Source organism: Sphingobium fluviale, assembly GCF_004122115.1.
Classification (GTDB): Bacteria; Pseudomonadota; Alphaproteobacteria; order Sphingomonadales; family Sphingomonadaceae; genus Sphingobium; species Sphingobium fluviale.
On record NZ_SBKP01000012.1, the window covers coordinates 24057 to 38415 of the forward strand.

Here is a 14359-nt window from a genome sequence, read left to right on the forward strand (position 1 = left end):
TCATTGCGGGCTGAGTTCCCCTGTTGTGATGCTGGTGAAGCGCGCAACCCAGTCTTTGGGCTGGCGTTTGGGTCGGCCCTGGGCCGAGAGAAAGGCGACGGTGACAGCGCCGTCTGTGAGCAGCGTCTCGCCCCGCATCACTTGCTGGGCGATGGAAACGGTCGCGCCGCCCACCCCTGTCATGCGGCTGATGACAAGCAGCTCATCGTCCAGCCGAGCTGGCGCGCGATAGTTTATGCTGAGGCTGGATACGGCATAAGCGCCCTCGCCCGCATCCAGCGCGCCGCGCTGGCTGATGCCGAGCAGCCGCAGCATGTCAGATCGAGCGCGCTCCATGAAGCGCAGGTAATTGGCGTGATAGACGATGCCGCCCGCATCCGTATCCTCGAAATAGACGCGCACCGGAAAATGATGCGCCCCGCCCGCGAAAACGCCGGAGCCGGGCAACAGATTTGCGGGGGCGGGTTGCGGCGCGGACATGCGCGCCTGTGTAACCGAGGGGCGACTCACGGTCAAAGCCGGAAATACGCGCCCAGCCTATCCATCGAACAGCCCGTCTTGGCTTTCGGCCGGCGGATTGAGGCCGAGATGCTTCCAGCCGCCCGCATTGAGGCAGCGCCCACGCGCCGTGCGCGCCACGAGGCCGAGCTGGATGAGATACGGCTCGATCACCTCCTCGATCGTGTCGCGCGGCTCGGAAAGCCCGGCCGCCAGCGTCTCCACGCCGACCGGGCCGCCTTTATAAATGTCCGCGATCATCAAGAGGTAGCGCCTGTCCATCGCATCGAGGCCGAGCGCGTCCACCTCCAGCCGGTTGAGCGCGGAGTCCGCCGTGCGCGCGTCAACTTCCGCCACGCCCGCGACATCGGCGAAATCGCGCACGCGGCGCAGCAGCCGCCCGGCGATGCGCGGTGTGCCGCGCGAGCGCCGCGCCACTTCGACCGCGCCATCGGCCGTGATGCCAAGGCCCAGCAACCGCGCCGCGCGGCTCACCACCTGCACCAGCTCCTCGACACTATAGAATTGCAGCCGCACCGGGATGCCGAAGCGGTCCCGCAACGGCGTCGTCAGCAGGCCTTGCCGCGTGGTGGCGCCGACGAGCGTGAATTTCGGCAGGTCGATCCTCACCGAGCGCGCGGACGGGCCCTCGCCGATCATGATATCAAGCGCGCGGTCCTCCATCGCGGGGTAGAGGATTTCCTCGACCGCGGGATTGAGGCGGTGGATCTCGTCCACGAACAGCACATCGCCCTCATCGAGATTGGTGAGCAGCGCGGCAAGATCGCCCGCCTTCGCAATCACCGGGCCGGAGGTGGCGCGAAAGCCGACGCCCATCTCCTTGGCGACGATCTGCGCCAGTGTGGTCTTGCCGAGGCCGGGTGGGCCGAAGAACAGCACATGATCGAGCGCCTCGCCGCGATTGCGGGCGGCCTCGATGAAGATGCGCAGATTCTCGCGCGCGGCCTTCTGGCCCACGAATTCGTCGAGGGTTTTCGGGCGCAAGGCGGCGTCTATGTCTTCAGGCTTGCGTGACGCGGAGAGGAGGGGGGAGGAGGTCATTTTAAATATACCCCCATTGCGATTGCTCCGACTAAGAAACAAATCGCTGAAATCCATCCGACAAAGCTAGATGCCAAGTTGTAATGCCTCGTAGCAGAAACAAATTGCTTTTTTCGCTGCTGTAATAGTTCCTCGTCAAATTCACCGCTCCACATAGTATCAACCCAGAATCCTGCGATTTCTCCTGTAGGCTTAACGCCTTTTTCGCAGGACTTCATTGTGAAATAAGCGAGCAAAAGCGCAAAAAAAATTCCCGTCACGAAGCTAACACCAGAAACCAACTTTCCACATTTTGTAATATTATCTGAAGAAAACCCCGCCAAGGCGGCACCGCCATTGACCGTCAACAATGAAGCAAAAATCCAACGAAATGCAGCGCTGTTTTCATCGAGAAGGCGATTGCGCGCTTCGAGCGAAGAGGACAACTCTAATTCTGCGACCTTTACGATCAACTCGGATGGAATAGAGCCCTTTCCGTCTTCCATCACTTCGCCGCCTTCCTCAGCGCCAGCCGCACCAGCGCGTCGAGGGTCGCGCCCTCGCCCAGCTCCGCCTCCGCCGCCGCCACTGCCGCGCTCGCCTCATAGGGCTTGAAGCCAAGGCCGGTGAGCGCGCTCAGCGCGTCTGCGGCGATGCCGCCCGCAGGCGCTACGCCGCCCGCGCCCGGCGCCATGCCCGCCCCGCCGATTGCCATCGGGCCGGTGAGGATTGTGCCGGTCTTGTCCTTCAGCTCGCGCACGATCCGCTCGGCAAGCTTCGGCCCCACGCCGTTCGCGCGCGCGACCATCGCCTTGTCCTGCGCCGCAATCGCGCGGTGCAGCTCCGCGCCATCCAGCGCCGACAATATCGCCAAAGCCACCCGCGCGCCGACGCCCTGCACCCCGGTGAGCAGGCGAAACCAGTCCCGCTCCTCCGCGGAAGCGAAGCCGACCAGCCGGATGAAATCCTCGCCCACCAGCATCTCGGTGTACACCGTCACCGCATCACCCACCACGCCCAGCGCCGAGAGCGTGCGGCCCGAAGCGCCAAAGGCATAGCCGACGCCATTCACGTCCACCACCGCGCCATCCGCCCCCGTCGACGCCAAAATCCCTTTGAGATGCGCGATCATCATATGACCTTAACGATGTTCCCGGTTCGTTTCCATCACAAAGTGAGTCGGCGGGCGTTCGCTGAATGATGGGCATGGGTGATGGCGACGGCGAGCGCATCCGCCGCGTCCGGCCCGCTGATCGCCGTGCCGGGCAGCAGCCGCAGGATCATTGCGTGGACCTGGTCCTTGGATGCATTGCCGATGCCGACAACGGACTTTTTCACCAGCCGCGCGGCATATTCGCCCACTTCTATTCCCGCCCGCGCGGCATTGAGCAGCACGACGCCGCGCGCCTGCCCTAATTTGAGCGTCGATTGCGGGTTGGCATTGACGAACACCTCCTCCACCGCCGCGCCGTCTGGCTTGTAGGCGAGGATGAGGTCGGTCAGCGCGGCATCGAGCGCGAGCAGGCGGGATGCCAGCGGCGCCTTCGCGTCTGTCTTGATCTGGCCGTTGGCGATGTGGGACAGGCGGTTGCCATCGGCCATGATCAGCCCCCAGCCGGTGGTGCCGAGGCCGGGATCGAGGCCGAGGATCAGACTTATCCCAGCTTCTCCATCACCGCGTCAGAGATGTCGTAATTGCCCCACACGGTCTGGACGTCGTCGTCATCCTCCAGCGTGTCTATCAGCTTCATCAGCGTGGCGGCGGTGCCTTCGTCTACTTCGACCGAGGTCTGCGGCTTCCACGCGAGCTTGGCGGCCTCCGCCGGGCCAAGGCTGGCTTCCAGCGCCTTCGCGACCTCGTGCAGCGCGTCCATCGCGGTCCAGATGCTGTGGCCGTCTTCCGACGACTCCACATCCTCCGCGCCCGCCTCGATCGCGGCTTCCAGCACCTTTTCCTCGTCCCCCACAGAGGCGGGATATTCGATAAGGCCCATGCGATCGAACCCGTGGCTCACCGCGCCGGATGCGCCAAGGTTGCCGCCATTCTTCGAGAAAGCGGTGCGCACATTGGTGGCGGTGCGGTTGCGATTGTCGGTCAGCGCCTCGACGATGATGGCGATGCCCGCCGGGCCATAGCCCTCATAGCGCACTTCCTCATAATTCTCGCCATCGTTTTTGCTCGCCTTGTCGATGGCGCGCTGGATATTGTCCTTGGGCATGGACTGCGCCTTGGCGGCGTTGACCGCGAGGCGCAGGCGCGGGTTCATGTCCGGGTCTGGCATGCCCATCTTCGCCGCGACGGTGATCTCGCGCGAGAGCTTGGAAAACATGGCAGAGCGCTTTTTGTCCTGCGCGCCCTTGCGGTGCATGATGTTCTTGAATTTGCTATGGCCTGCCACGGCCTGCTCCCTTGCCTGATTGTCTCTATGGTGCGCCCTACTAGCGGGCGAAGTGGCAAGCCGCAACCATCAGACGCGCACCGCCGTGCCGGTGGCCGACACCATCAGCATAGAGCCGTTGGAGCCGAGCACCTCATAATCGAGGTCTACGCCCACGACAGCGTTCGCGCCCAGCTCTGCCGCGCGCATCCGCATCTCTCCCAGCGCCTGCTCGCGCGCGCTTTGGAGCACATTCTCATAGGATGAGGCCCGGCCCCCTACGATGTCCCGGATGCCGGCGAACAGGTCACGAAAGATATTCGCGCCGACAATCACCTCGCCGGTGACGATGCCCAGATAGTGTTGCGCCGGGCGGCCCTCCACCGTGGGAGTGGTGGTGACGATCATCTCGCCGCCGCTGCCTGCGGGGGTTGCGCCCCAGGGGGAACTCGCCATATCTGTCTCCTGTCTTTAGGCGCCAGTCATACCGGACCGAGCGCATCGGCTTTGTGAATGATCCCCCGGATCATTCGATTCCCAAGGCCGATTTATATGTCTCCAGCAGCGCCTCTGCCTCCTGCCGTACGTGGCTCTCCAGTTTGCGCAGGCGCACGATAGCGCGCATCGTCTTCACATCATAGCCGGTGGCCTTGGCCTCGGAATAGACATCCTTGATGTCATCCGCGATGCCCTTTTTCTCTTCTTCCAGCCGCTCGATACGCTCGATAAACAGGCGCAGCTGGTCTGCGGCTACGTTGCCCTCGCTCATGGGGTCTCCTTATGGTGAATCGGGTCGGCGTGACCCTTAATGACTCGCTTTGTTCTTTGCCACGCTTTCTTCCATGCGGGTGAGCTGTTCTGGCGTTGCCTCGGCCTGGTGGGCCTTTTTCCACTCGGCATAGGGCATGCCGTAGATCGCCTCGCGCGCGGCATCCTTGCTCATCGCGCCGTCCGCCTCGGCCAGCCAGTCGGCAAGACAGTTGCGGCAGAAGCCCGCCAGCCCCATCAGATCCACGTTCTGTGCGTCTGTTCTGTGTTGCAAATGGCTGACCAGCCTGCGGAAAGCCGCCGCAGCCGCCGTGTCGTTGATCTTCGGTTCGTTCATGGTTAACACTTTCTTGGTAGCACCCCTGCGGGGCGGCGTTGTTCGCCATAGAATAGCAATATAGCCATCGTCATACAAAGCCGGGAAAGCATTTTGAAAACTCTCTCTCCACGCGCACGCAAGGTTCGTATTCTCGCCACTCTTGGTCCGGCCAGCAGCAGTGCGGAGATGATTCGCGAGCTGTTTCTCGCGGGCGCGGACGCCTTCCGCCTCAACATGAGTCACGGCGCGCACGAGGATCACGCCCGCAACATCATCCATATCCGCGCGCTGGAAAAGGAATTTGGCCGCCCCACCACAATCCTTGCGGATTTACAGGGGCCGAAGCTGCGCGTCGGCACCATCGTCGACAATATGGTGATGCTGAAAGCCGGCCAGGCCTTCGTGCTGGATCGCAACGAGGCGCCAGGCAACACCAAGCGCGTCAACCTGCCTCACCCGGAAATCTATGCCGCGCTCCAGCCCGAAACCCGCCTGCTGATTGACGATGGCAAGCTTGTCCTGCGCGTGAAAAACGTGGAGCCGGAGCGGGTCGAGACGATCGTCGAGATCGGCGGGCCGCTCTCCAACCGCAAGGGCGTCAATGTGCCGGATGTCGTGGTGCCGATGGCGGCGATGACCGAGAAAGACCGGCGCGACCTCGCCTTCGCCGTGGAGCAGGGGGCAGACTGGATCGCGCTGTCTTTCGTGCAGCGGCCGGAGGATCTGGCCGAGGCACGTCGGCTGATGGGCGGCTATGGCGCGCTGATGGCGAAGATCGAGAAGCCCGCCGCCATTCAGCGGCTGGACGAGATACTGGAGCTGGCCGATGGTGTGATGGTCGCGCGCGGAGATCTGGGTGTGGAGCTGCCGCCGCAGGATGTGCCGCCGCTGCAAAAGCATATTGTCGCTTGCGCTCGCCGATTGGGCCGCCCGGTCGTGGTGGCGACGCAGATGCTCGAATCGATGATCAAGGCGCCCACGCCCACCCGCGCCGAAGTCTCCGACGTCGCGACAGCGGTGTATGATGGCGCCGACGCGATCATGCTCTCGGCCGAGACGGCGGCAGGAGACTGGCCGCGCGAGGCGGTGGCGATGATGGACAGCATCGCGAAAAGCGTGGAGGGCGACCCCGGCTACCTCGCTCGGCTGCACTTCACCGAAACCAAGCCTGACGCCACCACGGCAGATGCACTCGCGGAGGCAGCGGGCAGCATCACCCGCACGGTCGATGCCAAGGCCATCGTCTGCTTCACCTCATCGGGCAGCACGGTGCGCCGCGTCTCGCGCGAACGGTCACAGACGCCGATCCTTGCGCTCACGCCCAAGATGGAGACGGCGCGGCGCATGGGCCTGCTCTGGGGCGCGCACGCGGTGCGCACCAAGGACATCGGCAGCTTTGAGGAAATGATCGGCAAGGCCCGGCGCATGGCGTTGCGCCACAAGATGGCAGATGCGAGCGACAAGATTATCGTGCTGGCCGGCGTCCCCTTCGGCACGCCCGGCTCCACCAACGTGATCCATGTCGCGCATGTGCATGGAGACGAGCTTAAGGGCCGGGAGGAGTAAAGACTACTCCTGCCCCTCTTCCTGATGGGACAATATCTCCGCCCTGATCCGCACCACGGACGAGCCGAGCCGCGTTTCGACTATAAACAGCGCGAAGGCGATGCCGACAGACAACATTGCACCCACGAACATCAGCGCGATCGGGGTATCCAGCCGGTTGGAAAAGAGCTGGTTGGCGAACAGCAGCGTCACCACCATACACACGAGGCAGGCGCTCACCACCGCCAGCGAGATGCTGGCGTTACAAACCCCTATCCGCCTGTCGAGCGTACGGATTTCATGCAGCAGGCGGTCATGCTCCGGCCCGTGCGCGCGGGTCAGCCGGTCTTCCACCACACGAGCGCGGTCCACCACCCGCGCCAGCCGCGCCGCGCAGACATTGAGCAGGCCGCCTATACCCGCGAGCAGAAACACCGGCGCGACCGAGAGCTGGATCGCCTGCACGACATGCGAGACATGGGGCACAGCCTGTATCATCGGTGTCGCGCCAATGCTCAACCGTCTGTACCCGTGGTGGCCGGCCCGTTGATGCCCATGCTCTGCAGATATTTCCTCACGTTGCGGGCGGCCTGGCGCAGACGTTGCTCATTCTCGACCATCGCGATGCGCACAAAGCCTTCGCCGTCCTCGCCATAACCGACGCCGGGCGCGACCGCGACCTTGGCGTGGCTGAGCAACTGCTTCGAGAATTCGAGGCTGCCCATGTCCCTCAAGGCGGGCGGCAATGGCGCCCAGCAGAACATGCTCGCTCTGGCAGGCGGAATATCCCATCCCGCGCGACCAAAGCTCTCTACCAAAACATCGCGCCGCTTGTGATACAACTCGCGGTTCTTCTGCACGATATCCTGCGGCCCGTTCAGCGCCGCGCAGGCCGCCGCCTGTATCGGCGTGAAGGCCCCATAATCGAGATAAGATTTCACCCGCGTCATCGCCGCGATCAGCTTTTTGTTGCCCACCGCAAAGCCCATGCGCCAACCCGCCATTGAATAGGTCTTGGACATGGAGGTGAATTCAATCGCCACGTCCTTCGCGCCCGGCACCTGCAGGATCGATGGCGTGGGGTTGCCATCGAAATAGAGCTCGGAATAGGCAAGGTCTGACAATACCCAGACCTTGTTCTCCTTCGCCCACGCCACCAGCCGCTCGTAGAAGGCGAGATCGACCGTCTCCGCCGTGGGGTTGGAGGGATAGTTCACCACAAGGATCGACGGGCGCGGCACGGTGAAGGCCATCGCCCGGTCCAGCGAGCGCCAGTAATTCTCATCCGGCGTGGTCGGCACGGAACGGATCGTCGCCCCGGCGATGATGAAGCCGAAGGTGTGGATCGGATAGCTGGGGTTGGGCGCGAGCACGACATCGCCCGGCGCTGTGATCGCGGTGGCGAGGCTCGCCAGCCCTTCCTTGGACCCCATGGTGACGACGACTTCCGTCTCAGGATCGACATCGACACCAAAGCGGCGCGCATAATAATTTGCCTGTGCCTTGCGCAGGCCGGGGATGCCCTTGGACTGGGAATAGCCATGCGCATCGGGCTTCATCGCCACTTCGCACAGCTTCTCGATCACGTGCGGCGGTGGCGGCAGATCGGGGTTGCCCATGCCGAGGTCGATAATGTCCTCTCCGGCCGCACGCGCTGCGGCCCGCATCGCGTTCACTTCCGCGATGACATAGGGGGGCAGGCGCTTGATGCGGTAGAATTCCTCGGACATGGGTGTGACTTTCCTTAATTGCTGCACTGCAACATCCTATTGTTGCACGGTGCGCCCACAGCTATATACTGCGATTGCGCCGGTCGCCAGACCCGGCCAAGGATTTTAGATGAATTGCGGGAGTGCGGCGGTGAGCGATGGGATAGTCAAGAGCGAAACCGGCCCGCTGCCTGCGCTGCCCACGCTGGATGACATGCAGCACTGGACCCGCTCGATCGGCCAGGCGCAGCAGCTTCTCCTTGAATATGCCGCCGGAGCGATGACCAGCCAGAAGCCGCTCGAAGCAGCGCAAACCGCGACACAATCCGCATTGACCTCCGCCCCGCTGATGTTTCAGCCGGAGCTGCTGGCGAAGGTCCAGAGCGATTTCGCCAAGGAGTCCATCGCGCTGTGGCAGCGTTTTCTCGATGCAGACCCCTCCAACAACGCTCCGCCTGAGAACAGCCCGGCAGCCCGCAAGGACCGCCGCTTTGCCGATCCCAAATGGAGCGACAACCCCTTCTTCGACCTCATGCGCCAGAGCTATCTATTGCTGTCGGACTATATGCTGCGCCTGTCGGATAGCGTCGATGGACTGGATACGCAGCACAAGAACCAGCTCAAATTCGCGACACAGGGGCTGATCGATGCGCTCTCCCCCAGCAATTTCCCGCTCACCAACCCGGTGGTGCTGGAAAAGACGCTGGAAAGCCGGGGCGAAAATCTCGTGCGCGGCCTGCACCATATGCTGGCAGACATGAGCAAGGGCCAACTCACCCACACCGATGGCAGCAAGTTCGAGCTGGGCGTCAATATCGCCAACACGCCGGGCAAGGTCATCAAGGAAACGCCGCTCTATCAGCTTATCCAGTATGAGCCGACGACCAAGAAGGTGCTGGAGACGCCGCTGGTCATCTTCCCGCCGTGGATCAACCGGTTCTACATCCTCGATCTTGCCCCGCACAAAAGCTTCGTCAAATGGGCGGTGGATCAGGGCATCAGCGTTTTCATCGTCAGCTGGAAATCTGCCGACGCCAGCATGAAAGATCTGGAGTGGGCCGATTATATCGTGCGCGGTCAGGTAGACGCGATCGACACGATACGCGAGTTGCTGGACGTAAAGAGTGTCCACACCATCGGCTATTGCGTGGCGGGGACGACTCTGGCGGCCACCCTTGCATGGCTTGCGGCGCGGGGCGAGGCGGACAAGGTGAAGAGCGCAACCTTCTTTACCGCGCAGGTCGATTTTCAGGACGCGGGCGATCTCAAGCTGTTTGTCGATGACGAGCAGTTGAAACTGGTCGATCAGCTCGCGGCACCCGGCTATCTCGACGGGCGCTATATGGCCGCGACGTTCAACCTGCTGCGCGGGCGTGACCTCATCTGGAACTATGTCGTCAATAATTATCTGCTCGGCGCCGATTATCCGCCGTTCGATCTGCTCTACTGGAACGGCGACACCACCAACCTGCCCGCCAAATGGCACCGGCAGTATCTCACCGATCTGTATCGCGACAACAAGCTGGCGACGCCGGGCGCGATCAGCATCGAGGGCGTCCCTATAGACCTGCGAAAGGTTACGACGCCTGCTTATATACAGGCAGGCCGGGAAGATCATATCGCGCCACTGAAGAGCGTATGGAAGCTGATGGAGCATTTCTCCGGCCCGGCGCGCTTCCTGCTCGCCGGGTCCGGCCATATCGCGGGGGTGGTGAATCCGCCCGCTGACAATAAATATCAATACTGGACCTGCGCAAAAACCGCATCCACTTTGGACGAATTCATCGCATCCGCGAACGAAACCAAAGGAAGCTGGTGGCCAGACTGGGTAGAATGGCTCAAGACTCAGGACGATGCGACTGTTCCCGCAAAGGGCGCCAGAATCCCTGGAAAAGGGGCATTAAAGGCGCTGGAACCGGCCCCCGGACGCTATGTGAAAAGCCGCTGACGCGCCGCGCGCGATTAGCTGTGTTTCATTTATGTTGCGCTGCACAAAATCCACTTGACAGCGGTCACGAATTTTCCTATGTTGCAATGCAGCATAAGGGAGTTCGTGATGACTGGCAAATCCAAAACGCCGCGACGCCCGAAGATGGCCAATACCGGGACTGTCGCCGCAAAGACACCCAGAACCGTCACCCGGAAACGTGCGGCGGTTACACCAGAGGCTCCGGCGCCCAAGCCGGTCGCGATGGCCGAACCGGCCCCCGCGCCCGAACCGACGCCTGAACTCACCGCGGCGGATCTCGCCCCGGCCGAGGACATAATAACAGAAACAGAACACGTTATAGAACCAACAGTTGAGCACATTGAAATTACGGCTCCACCCCCTCCAGCGGTTGAGGCGGCCACCGAAGAGGTGAGCCAGGCCCTGACCGAAACCGAGGAACGAGCCGACCAGAAAGGAACGAAAATCATGACTGACGTACTCGAATCCACCAAAAAGTTCGCCGAAGAAGCCAAGGGCCGCTTTGAAGCCGCCTTCGCCGAGATGAGCGAAAAGACCAAGGCCGGCGTGGAAAAGTCCAGCAAGGCGATGGAAGAACTGAGCGCGCTGGCGAAGGGCAATGTCGAGGCGCTGGTCGAATCCGGCAAGATCGCCACCAAGGGCGTTGAAACAATGGGTCAGGACGCCGCCGAATATGGCCGCGTGACCTTCGAGAAGGCGTCTGCCGCATTGAAGAGCCTCGCGGCGGTGAAGACCCCGGCCGAGTTCTTCCAGCTGCAGAGCGAGCTGCTCTCCAGCAGCTTCGATGCTTTCGCCAAGGAAGCCGCCAAGAACAGCGAAGCGATGCTCAAGCTGGCTGGCGACGTGGCCCAGCCGATCAGCACCCGCGTATCGATCGTGACCGAGAAGGTGCGTTCGATCGCCGCCTGATCTTTCCGGCGCACAGTAAGAAAAGACCCTGCCTCCAGCCCGGAGGTAGGGTTTTTTTCATGACTTGGCGCGCTATAATGGCTGAATATGATTTTACAGCCTCGATTAGTCTCGCCACCCCTTGCCGAAATTGCTCTCTCCCGCCATATTTGGCCCGATGAGAGATGAGCGCGGAATCTACGGGCAGATGCTGAGCATTACGATGGCCGCCGATCGTGGCGAAGACGACGGAGGCGCGTCTGGCCCCGGCGTCAGTGTTGCGACCCGCACGCGCACACGCACCAAACGGCCATCGCATTACAAAGTATTGATGCTCAACGACGATTATACCCCGATGGAGTTTGTCGTCCATGTGCTCCAGCGGTTCTTCAAGATGGACATGGAGGAGGCGACCCGCGTGATGCTGCATGTCCATCAGCGCGGGGTCGGCATCTGTGGCGTGTTCAGCTATGAAGTGGCCGAAACCAAGGTGAACCAGGTGATGGACTTCGCCCGGCAAAACCAGCACCCGCTGCAATGCACGCTGGAGAAGGCCTGAGCGCCTGATCCGATCCCCCCGGCTGCGCTGGATTTCTGACCCGTTATGAGTTTGCGTAGGGGATTCGGCCCATATGCAATCATATGCTTGGCGAACCCTCTGGCCTGCGTTATGAGCGGAGCCATGCTGTTCAAACTCCCCCGCCCCTTCGGCCTCGCCCTTGGCGCACTTGCCGCCGCTACCCTGCTCTCCGCCTGCTCCACGGGCAAGAACAAGGGCGATACCCATTATGTCGCGCGCGATGTTTCGACGCTCTATAACAGCGCGAAATATCGGCTCGACTCCGGGCAATATAAGCTGGCCGCGCAGTTGTTTGACGAGGTGGAGCGCCAGCATCCCTATTCGCCATGGGCGCGCCGCGCGCAGCTGATGAGCGCTTTTTCCTATTATATGAACCGCGATTTCACCGAGGCGGTTTCGGGTGCGCAGCGTTTCCTTGCCATTCACCCCGGCAACAAGGACGCGTCCTACGCCTTTTACCTGATCGGCATCAGCTATTATGAGCAGATCGCCGACGTAACCCGCGACCAGAAGGTGACGGAGCAGGCGCGCGATGCACTGGGCGAGCTGATCCGCCGCTATCCGCAGACCGAATATGCCGCCGATGCGCGCCTGAAGCTCGACCTCGTAAACGATCACCTTGCCGGCAAGGAAATGGAGATCGGCCGTTTCTATCAGCGCCGTGGCCAGTGGCTGGCCGCCACCACCCGCTTTCGCAACGTGATCGACATCTATCAGACGACGACCCACACGCCCGAAGCACTGGAGCGTCTGGTAGAAAGCTATCTCGCGCTGGGTATCCCCGAAGAGGCGAAGAAAGCCGCGGCTGTGCTGGGCGCCAACTATCCAGGCACCAAATGGTATGAGCATAGCTACAAGCTCATCCGGGAATATGGCGCCGGGGTTTGAATTAGCGCGGCGATGCTGACCGCGCTTTCCATCCGCAACGTGGTGCTGATCGAGGCGCTGGATCTTGAGTTCGCGCCAGGCCTTGGCGTTCTGACCGGCGAAACGGGGGCCGGCAAATCCATCCTGCTCGATTCTCTTGGCCTTGCGCTCGGCATGCGCGCGGACAGCGGGCTGGTGCGCAATGGCGAGGCGCAGGCCAGCGTCACCGCCAGCTTTGAGCCGGGCGGCGCGGGTGCGCGCATCGCTGCGCTGGCCGAAGAGAGCGGGCTGGAGGTGGAGCCGGGAGAGCCGATCCTCATTCGCCGCACCCTGAAGGCCGATGGCGGCAGCCGCGCCTTCCTTAACGATCAACCCTGTTCCGTTGCGCTGCTGCGGGAAATCGGCGCGATGCTGGTCGAGATCCATGGCCAGCATGATGATCGCGGCCTGCTCAATCCCGCCGGGCACCGCGCCCTGCTGGACAGCTTTGGCCGGTGCGACAGCGCGGGCGTGGCGCAGGCCTATGCCGCATGGCGCGCGGCGGCGGACGCGCTGGAGGCAGCGCGCATCGATATCGCCAATGCCGCGCGAGACCGGGACTATCTCACCCATGTCGTTGCAGAGTTGCAGGCGTTCGATCCGCAACCGGGCGAGGAGGCGCAGCTCGCCGAAGAGCGCGCGATGATGCAAAAGGGCGCGCGCCTGCTCGATGATCTGTCCGCAATAGAAACGCTGTTCGGCGGCTCGGAAGGCGGCCTTGCCCAACTGCGGCAGGCGGCGCGGCGGCTGGACCGGATCGGCGCGGAGCATCCGCTGCTCCAACAGGCGCTTGCCCTTCTCGACCGCGCGCTGATTGACGCCAGCGAGGCGGAGGACGTGCTCACACAAGCCGCAGAGGCGCTGAACGCCGATCCGGCGCGGCTGGAGGCGGTGGAGGCGCGGTTGTTCGATCTGCGCGCGCTGGCGCGGAAGCATCAGGTTCAGGCGGATGACCTTGCCGCGCTGGCCGAGGAGCTGGCGGCAAAGCTGGCACGGATCGAAGCGGGCGAGGAAGGGCTGGCCGCGCTGGAGGCATCCGAGCGAGCGACGCGCGCGGCTTATGAGGAGACAGCGCGCACCTTGTCTGAGCGGCGCACCGAGGCGGCGGCGCGGCTGGATAGGGCAGTGGCAGGAGAACTGGCCCCGCTGAAGCTCGACGCCGCGAAGTTTCGCACCAGCGTCGAGCCGCTGCCGACAAGCCAGTGGGGCGCGGGCGGCGCGGACCGGGTCGAGTTCCTCATTTCCACCAACCCCGGCGCGCCCTTCGCCCCGCTTACAAAGATCGCGTCCGGCGGAGAGCTGTCGCGCTTCATCCTCGCGCTGAAAGTCGCGCTGGCAGAGCAGGGGGCTGTGCAGACGATGATCTTTGACGAGATCGACCGCGGCGTCGGCGGCGCGGTGGCATCCGCAATCGGTGATCGGTTGGCGCGGCTGGCGGAGGCCAAAGGGGGCAATGAAAGTCAGGTGGTTGTCGTCACACATAGCCCGCAGGTCGCGGCGCGGGGGGGCAGCCATATGCTGATCGCTAAAAGCTCGGAAGGCACCGTGACCCGTACCGATGTGAAACCGCTCGATGAGGCGGGCCGACGCGAGGAAATCGCGCGCATGCTCTCTGGCGCAGACATCACAGCCGAGGCCCGCGCACAGGCGGACAGATTGCTGGAGCGGGTGTGATAACAGAACTATAGCGTTAGGCACAAGACAAACGCCAGAATATTTGACGCAAGTCCTTGTGTGGCAAAATTGCCACATTACCTC

17 protein-coding genes are annotated in these 14359 nt (G+C 62.7%); 6 read left to right on the forward strand and 11 right to left on the reverse strand.

From position 1 onward, the window contains the following. The 9 genes from ybgC to EQG66_RS11735 form a co-directional block, all read right to left on the reverse strand. The gene (gene ybgC / locus EQG66_RS11695) at positions 1-480 is read right to left on the reverse strand and encodes a tol-pal system-associated acyl-CoA thioesterase (protein WP_129404773.1); all 480 of its coding nucleotides are present in this window, start codon (positions 478-480) and stop codon (positions 1-3) included. 57 nt (positions 481-537) lie between these two features. Further along, on the reverse strand, positions 538-1560 hold the full coding sequence (ruvB, locus tag EQG66_RS11700; protein WP_129404774.1) for a Holliday junction branch migration DNA helicase RuvB: 1023 nt from the start codon (positions 1558-1560) through the stop codon (positions 538-540). Then, positions 1557-2045: a hypothetical protein gene (locus tag EQG66_RS11705; RefSeq protein WP_129404775.1), complete on the reverse strand. Its 489-nt coding sequence runs from the start codon at positions 2043-2045 to the stop codon at positions 1557-1559. The genes ruvB and EQG66_RS11705 overlap by 4 nt, the downstream gene beginning before the upstream one ends. Continuing rightward, positions 2045-2671, reverse strand: a complete 627-nt coding sequence (gene ruvA, locus EQG66_RS11710) for a Holliday junction branch migration protein RuvA (protein WP_129404835.1) — start codon at positions 2669-2671, stop codon at positions 2045-2047. Before ruvA ends, EQG66_RS11705 begins: the two co-directional genes overlap by 1 nt. Positions 2672-2706: 35 nt before the next feature. Beyond that, positions 2707-3192 (reverse strand): crossover junction endodeoxyribonuclease RuvC, encoded by a 486-nt coding sequence (ruvC, locus tag EQG66_RS11715; RefSeq protein WP_129404776.1) that lies wholly within the window; start codon positions 3190-3192, stop codon positions 2707-2709. 2 nt (positions 3193-3194) lie between these two features. Beyond that, positions 3195-3938, reverse strand: coding sequence for a YebC/PmpR family DNA-binding transcriptional regulator (locus tag EQG66_RS11720; RefSeq protein ID WP_129404777.1), 744 nt, complete (start codon positions 3936-3938; stop codon positions 3195-3197). Positions 3939-4007: 69 nt separating this feature from the next. After that, positions 4008-4325, reverse strand: coding sequence for a heavy metal-binding domain-containing protein (locus EQG66_RS11725; protein WP_129404836.1), 318 nt, complete (start codon positions 4323-4325; stop codon positions 4008-4010). A 118-nt stretch (positions 4326-4443) separates the two neighbouring features. Further along, a complete protein-coding gene (locus tag EQG66_RS11730; protein WP_129404778.1) occupies positions 4444-4686 on the reverse strand; it encodes a DUF2312 domain-containing protein in 243 nt (80 codons plus the stop codon). A 36-nt stretch (positions 4687-4722) separates the two neighbouring features. After that, positions 4723-5022, reverse strand: coding sequence for a DUF1244 domain-containing protein (locus tag EQG66_RS11735; protein ID WP_129404779.1), 300 nt, complete (start codon positions 5020-5022; stop codon positions 4723-4725). 93 nt (positions 5023-5115) lie between these two features. On the opposite strand from EQG66_RS11735, the gene pyk reads away from it, so the two are divergent. Continuing rightward, positions 5116-6570, forward strand: a complete 1455-nt coding sequence (gene pyk / locus EQG66_RS11740) for a pyruvate kinase (RefSeq protein WP_181951805.1) — start codon at positions 5116-5118, stop codon at positions 6568-6570. A gap of 3 nt (positions 6571-6573) precedes the next feature. Here the strand turns inward: pyk and EQG66_RS11745 are convergent, their stop codons facing one another. Beyond that, positions 6574-7047, reverse strand: a complete 474-nt coding sequence (locus EQG66_RS11745; protein ID WP_425470243.1) for a DUF2721 domain-containing protein — start codon at positions 7045-7047, stop codon at positions 6574-6576. 17 nt (positions 7048-7064) lie between these two features. Beyond that, complete coding sequence (locus tag EQG66_RS11750; RefSeq protein WP_129404781.1) at positions 7065-8279, reverse strand: LL-diaminopimelate aminotransferase; 1215 nt, start codon at positions 8277-8279, stop codon at positions 7065-7067. A gap of 193 nt (positions 8280-8472) precedes the next feature. On the opposite strand from EQG66_RS11750, the gene EQG66_RS11755 reads away from it, so the two are divergent. The 5 genes from EQG66_RS11755 to recN all read left to right on the forward strand — a co-directional run bounded on the left by EQG66_RS11755 (position 8473) and on the right by recN (position 14275). After that, positions 8473-10206 (forward strand): PHA/PHB synthase family protein, encoded by a 1734-nt coding sequence (locus EQG66_RS11755; protein WP_245988075.1) that lies wholly within the window; start codon positions 8473-8475, stop codon positions 10204-10206. A gap of 108 nt (positions 10207-10314) precedes the next feature. Then, a complete protein-coding gene (locus tag EQG66_RS11760; protein ID WP_129404783.1) occupies positions 10315-11136 on the forward strand; it encodes a phasin family protein in 822 nt (273 codons plus the stop codon). Between the two features lie 202 nt (positions 11137-11338). Then, positions 11339-11674 carry an ATP-dependent Clp protease adapter ClpS gene (gene clpS / locus EQG66_RS11765; RefSeq protein ID WP_129404838.1) on the forward strand — a complete coding sequence of 112 codons (336 nt, stop codon included), beginning with the start codon at positions 11339-11341 and terminating at the stop codon, positions 11672-11674. Positions 11675-11797: 123 nt separating this feature from the next. Next, positions 11798-12583 (forward strand): outer membrane protein assembly factor BamD, encoded by a 786-nt coding sequence (locus EQG66_RS11770; RefSeq protein WP_129404784.1) that lies wholly within the window; start codon positions 11798-11800, stop codon positions 12581-12583. Positions 12584-12595: 12 nt separating this feature from the next. Beyond that, positions 12596-14275: a DNA repair protein RecN gene (gene recN / locus EQG66_RS11775; protein WP_129404785.1), complete on the forward strand. Its 1680-nt coding sequence runs from the start codon at positions 12596-12598 to the stop codon at positions 14273-14275. Positions 14276-14359 lie beyond the last annotated feature (84 nt).

Bases quoted from the DNA above. Each gene is read 5' to 3' on its own strand.
- ybgC (WP_129404773.1), bottom strand. From the start codon at position 480: ATGTCCGCGCCGCAACCCGCCCCCGCAAATCTGTTGCCCGGCTCCGGC.
- clpS (WP_129404838.1), top strand. From the start codon at position 11,339: ATGGCCGCCGATCGTGGCGAAGACGACGGAGGCGCGTCTGGCCCCGGC.
- ruvB (WP_129404774.1), bottom strand. From the start codon at position 1,560: ATGACCTCCTCCCCCCTCCTCTCCGCGTCACGCAAGCCTGAAGACATA.
- EQG66_RS11770 (WP_129404784.1), top strand. From the start codon at position 11,798: ATGCTGTTCAAACTCCCCCGCCCCTTCGGCCTCGCCCTTGGCGCACTT.
- EQG66_RS11730 (WP_129404778.1), bottom strand. From the start codon at position 4,686: ATGAGCGAGGGCAACGTAGCCGCAGACCAGCTGCGCCTGTTTATCGAG.
- EQG66_RS11755 (WP_245988075.1), top strand. From the start codon at position 8,473: ATGCAGCACTGGACCCGCTCGATCGGCCAGGCGCAGCAGCTTCTCCTT.
- EQG66_RS11705 (WP_129404775.1), bottom strand. From the start codon at position 2,045: ATGGAAGACGGAAAGGGCTCTATTCCATCCGAGTTGATCGTAAAGGTC.
- EQG66_RS11725 (WP_129404836.1), bottom strand. From the start codon at position 4,325: ATGATCGTCACCACCACTCCCACGGTGGAGGGCCGCCCGGCGCAACAC.
- EQG66_RS11760 (WP_129404783.1), top strand. From the start codon at position 10,315: ATGACTGGCAAATCCAAAACGCCGCGACGCCCGAAGATGGCCAATACC.
- recN (WP_129404785.1), top strand. From the start codon at position 12,596: ATGCTGACCGCGCTTTCCATCCGCAACGTGGTGCTGATCGAGGCGCTG.
- EQG66_RS11750 (WP_129404781.1), bottom strand. From the start codon at position 8,279: ATGTCCGAGGAATTCTACCGCATCAAGCGCCTGCCCCCCTATGTCATC.
- ruvA (WP_129404835.1), bottom strand. From the start codon at position 2,671: ATGATCGCGCATCTCAAAGGGATTTTGGCGTCGACGGGGGCGGATGGC.
- EQG66_RS11735 (WP_129404779.1), bottom strand. From the start codon at position 5,022: ATGAACGAACCGAAGATCAACGACACGGCGGCTGCGGCGGCTTTCCGC.
- EQG66_RS11745 (WP_425470243.1), bottom strand. From the start codon at position 7,047: ATGATACAGGCTGTGCCCCATGTCTCGCATGTCGTGCAGGCGATCCAG.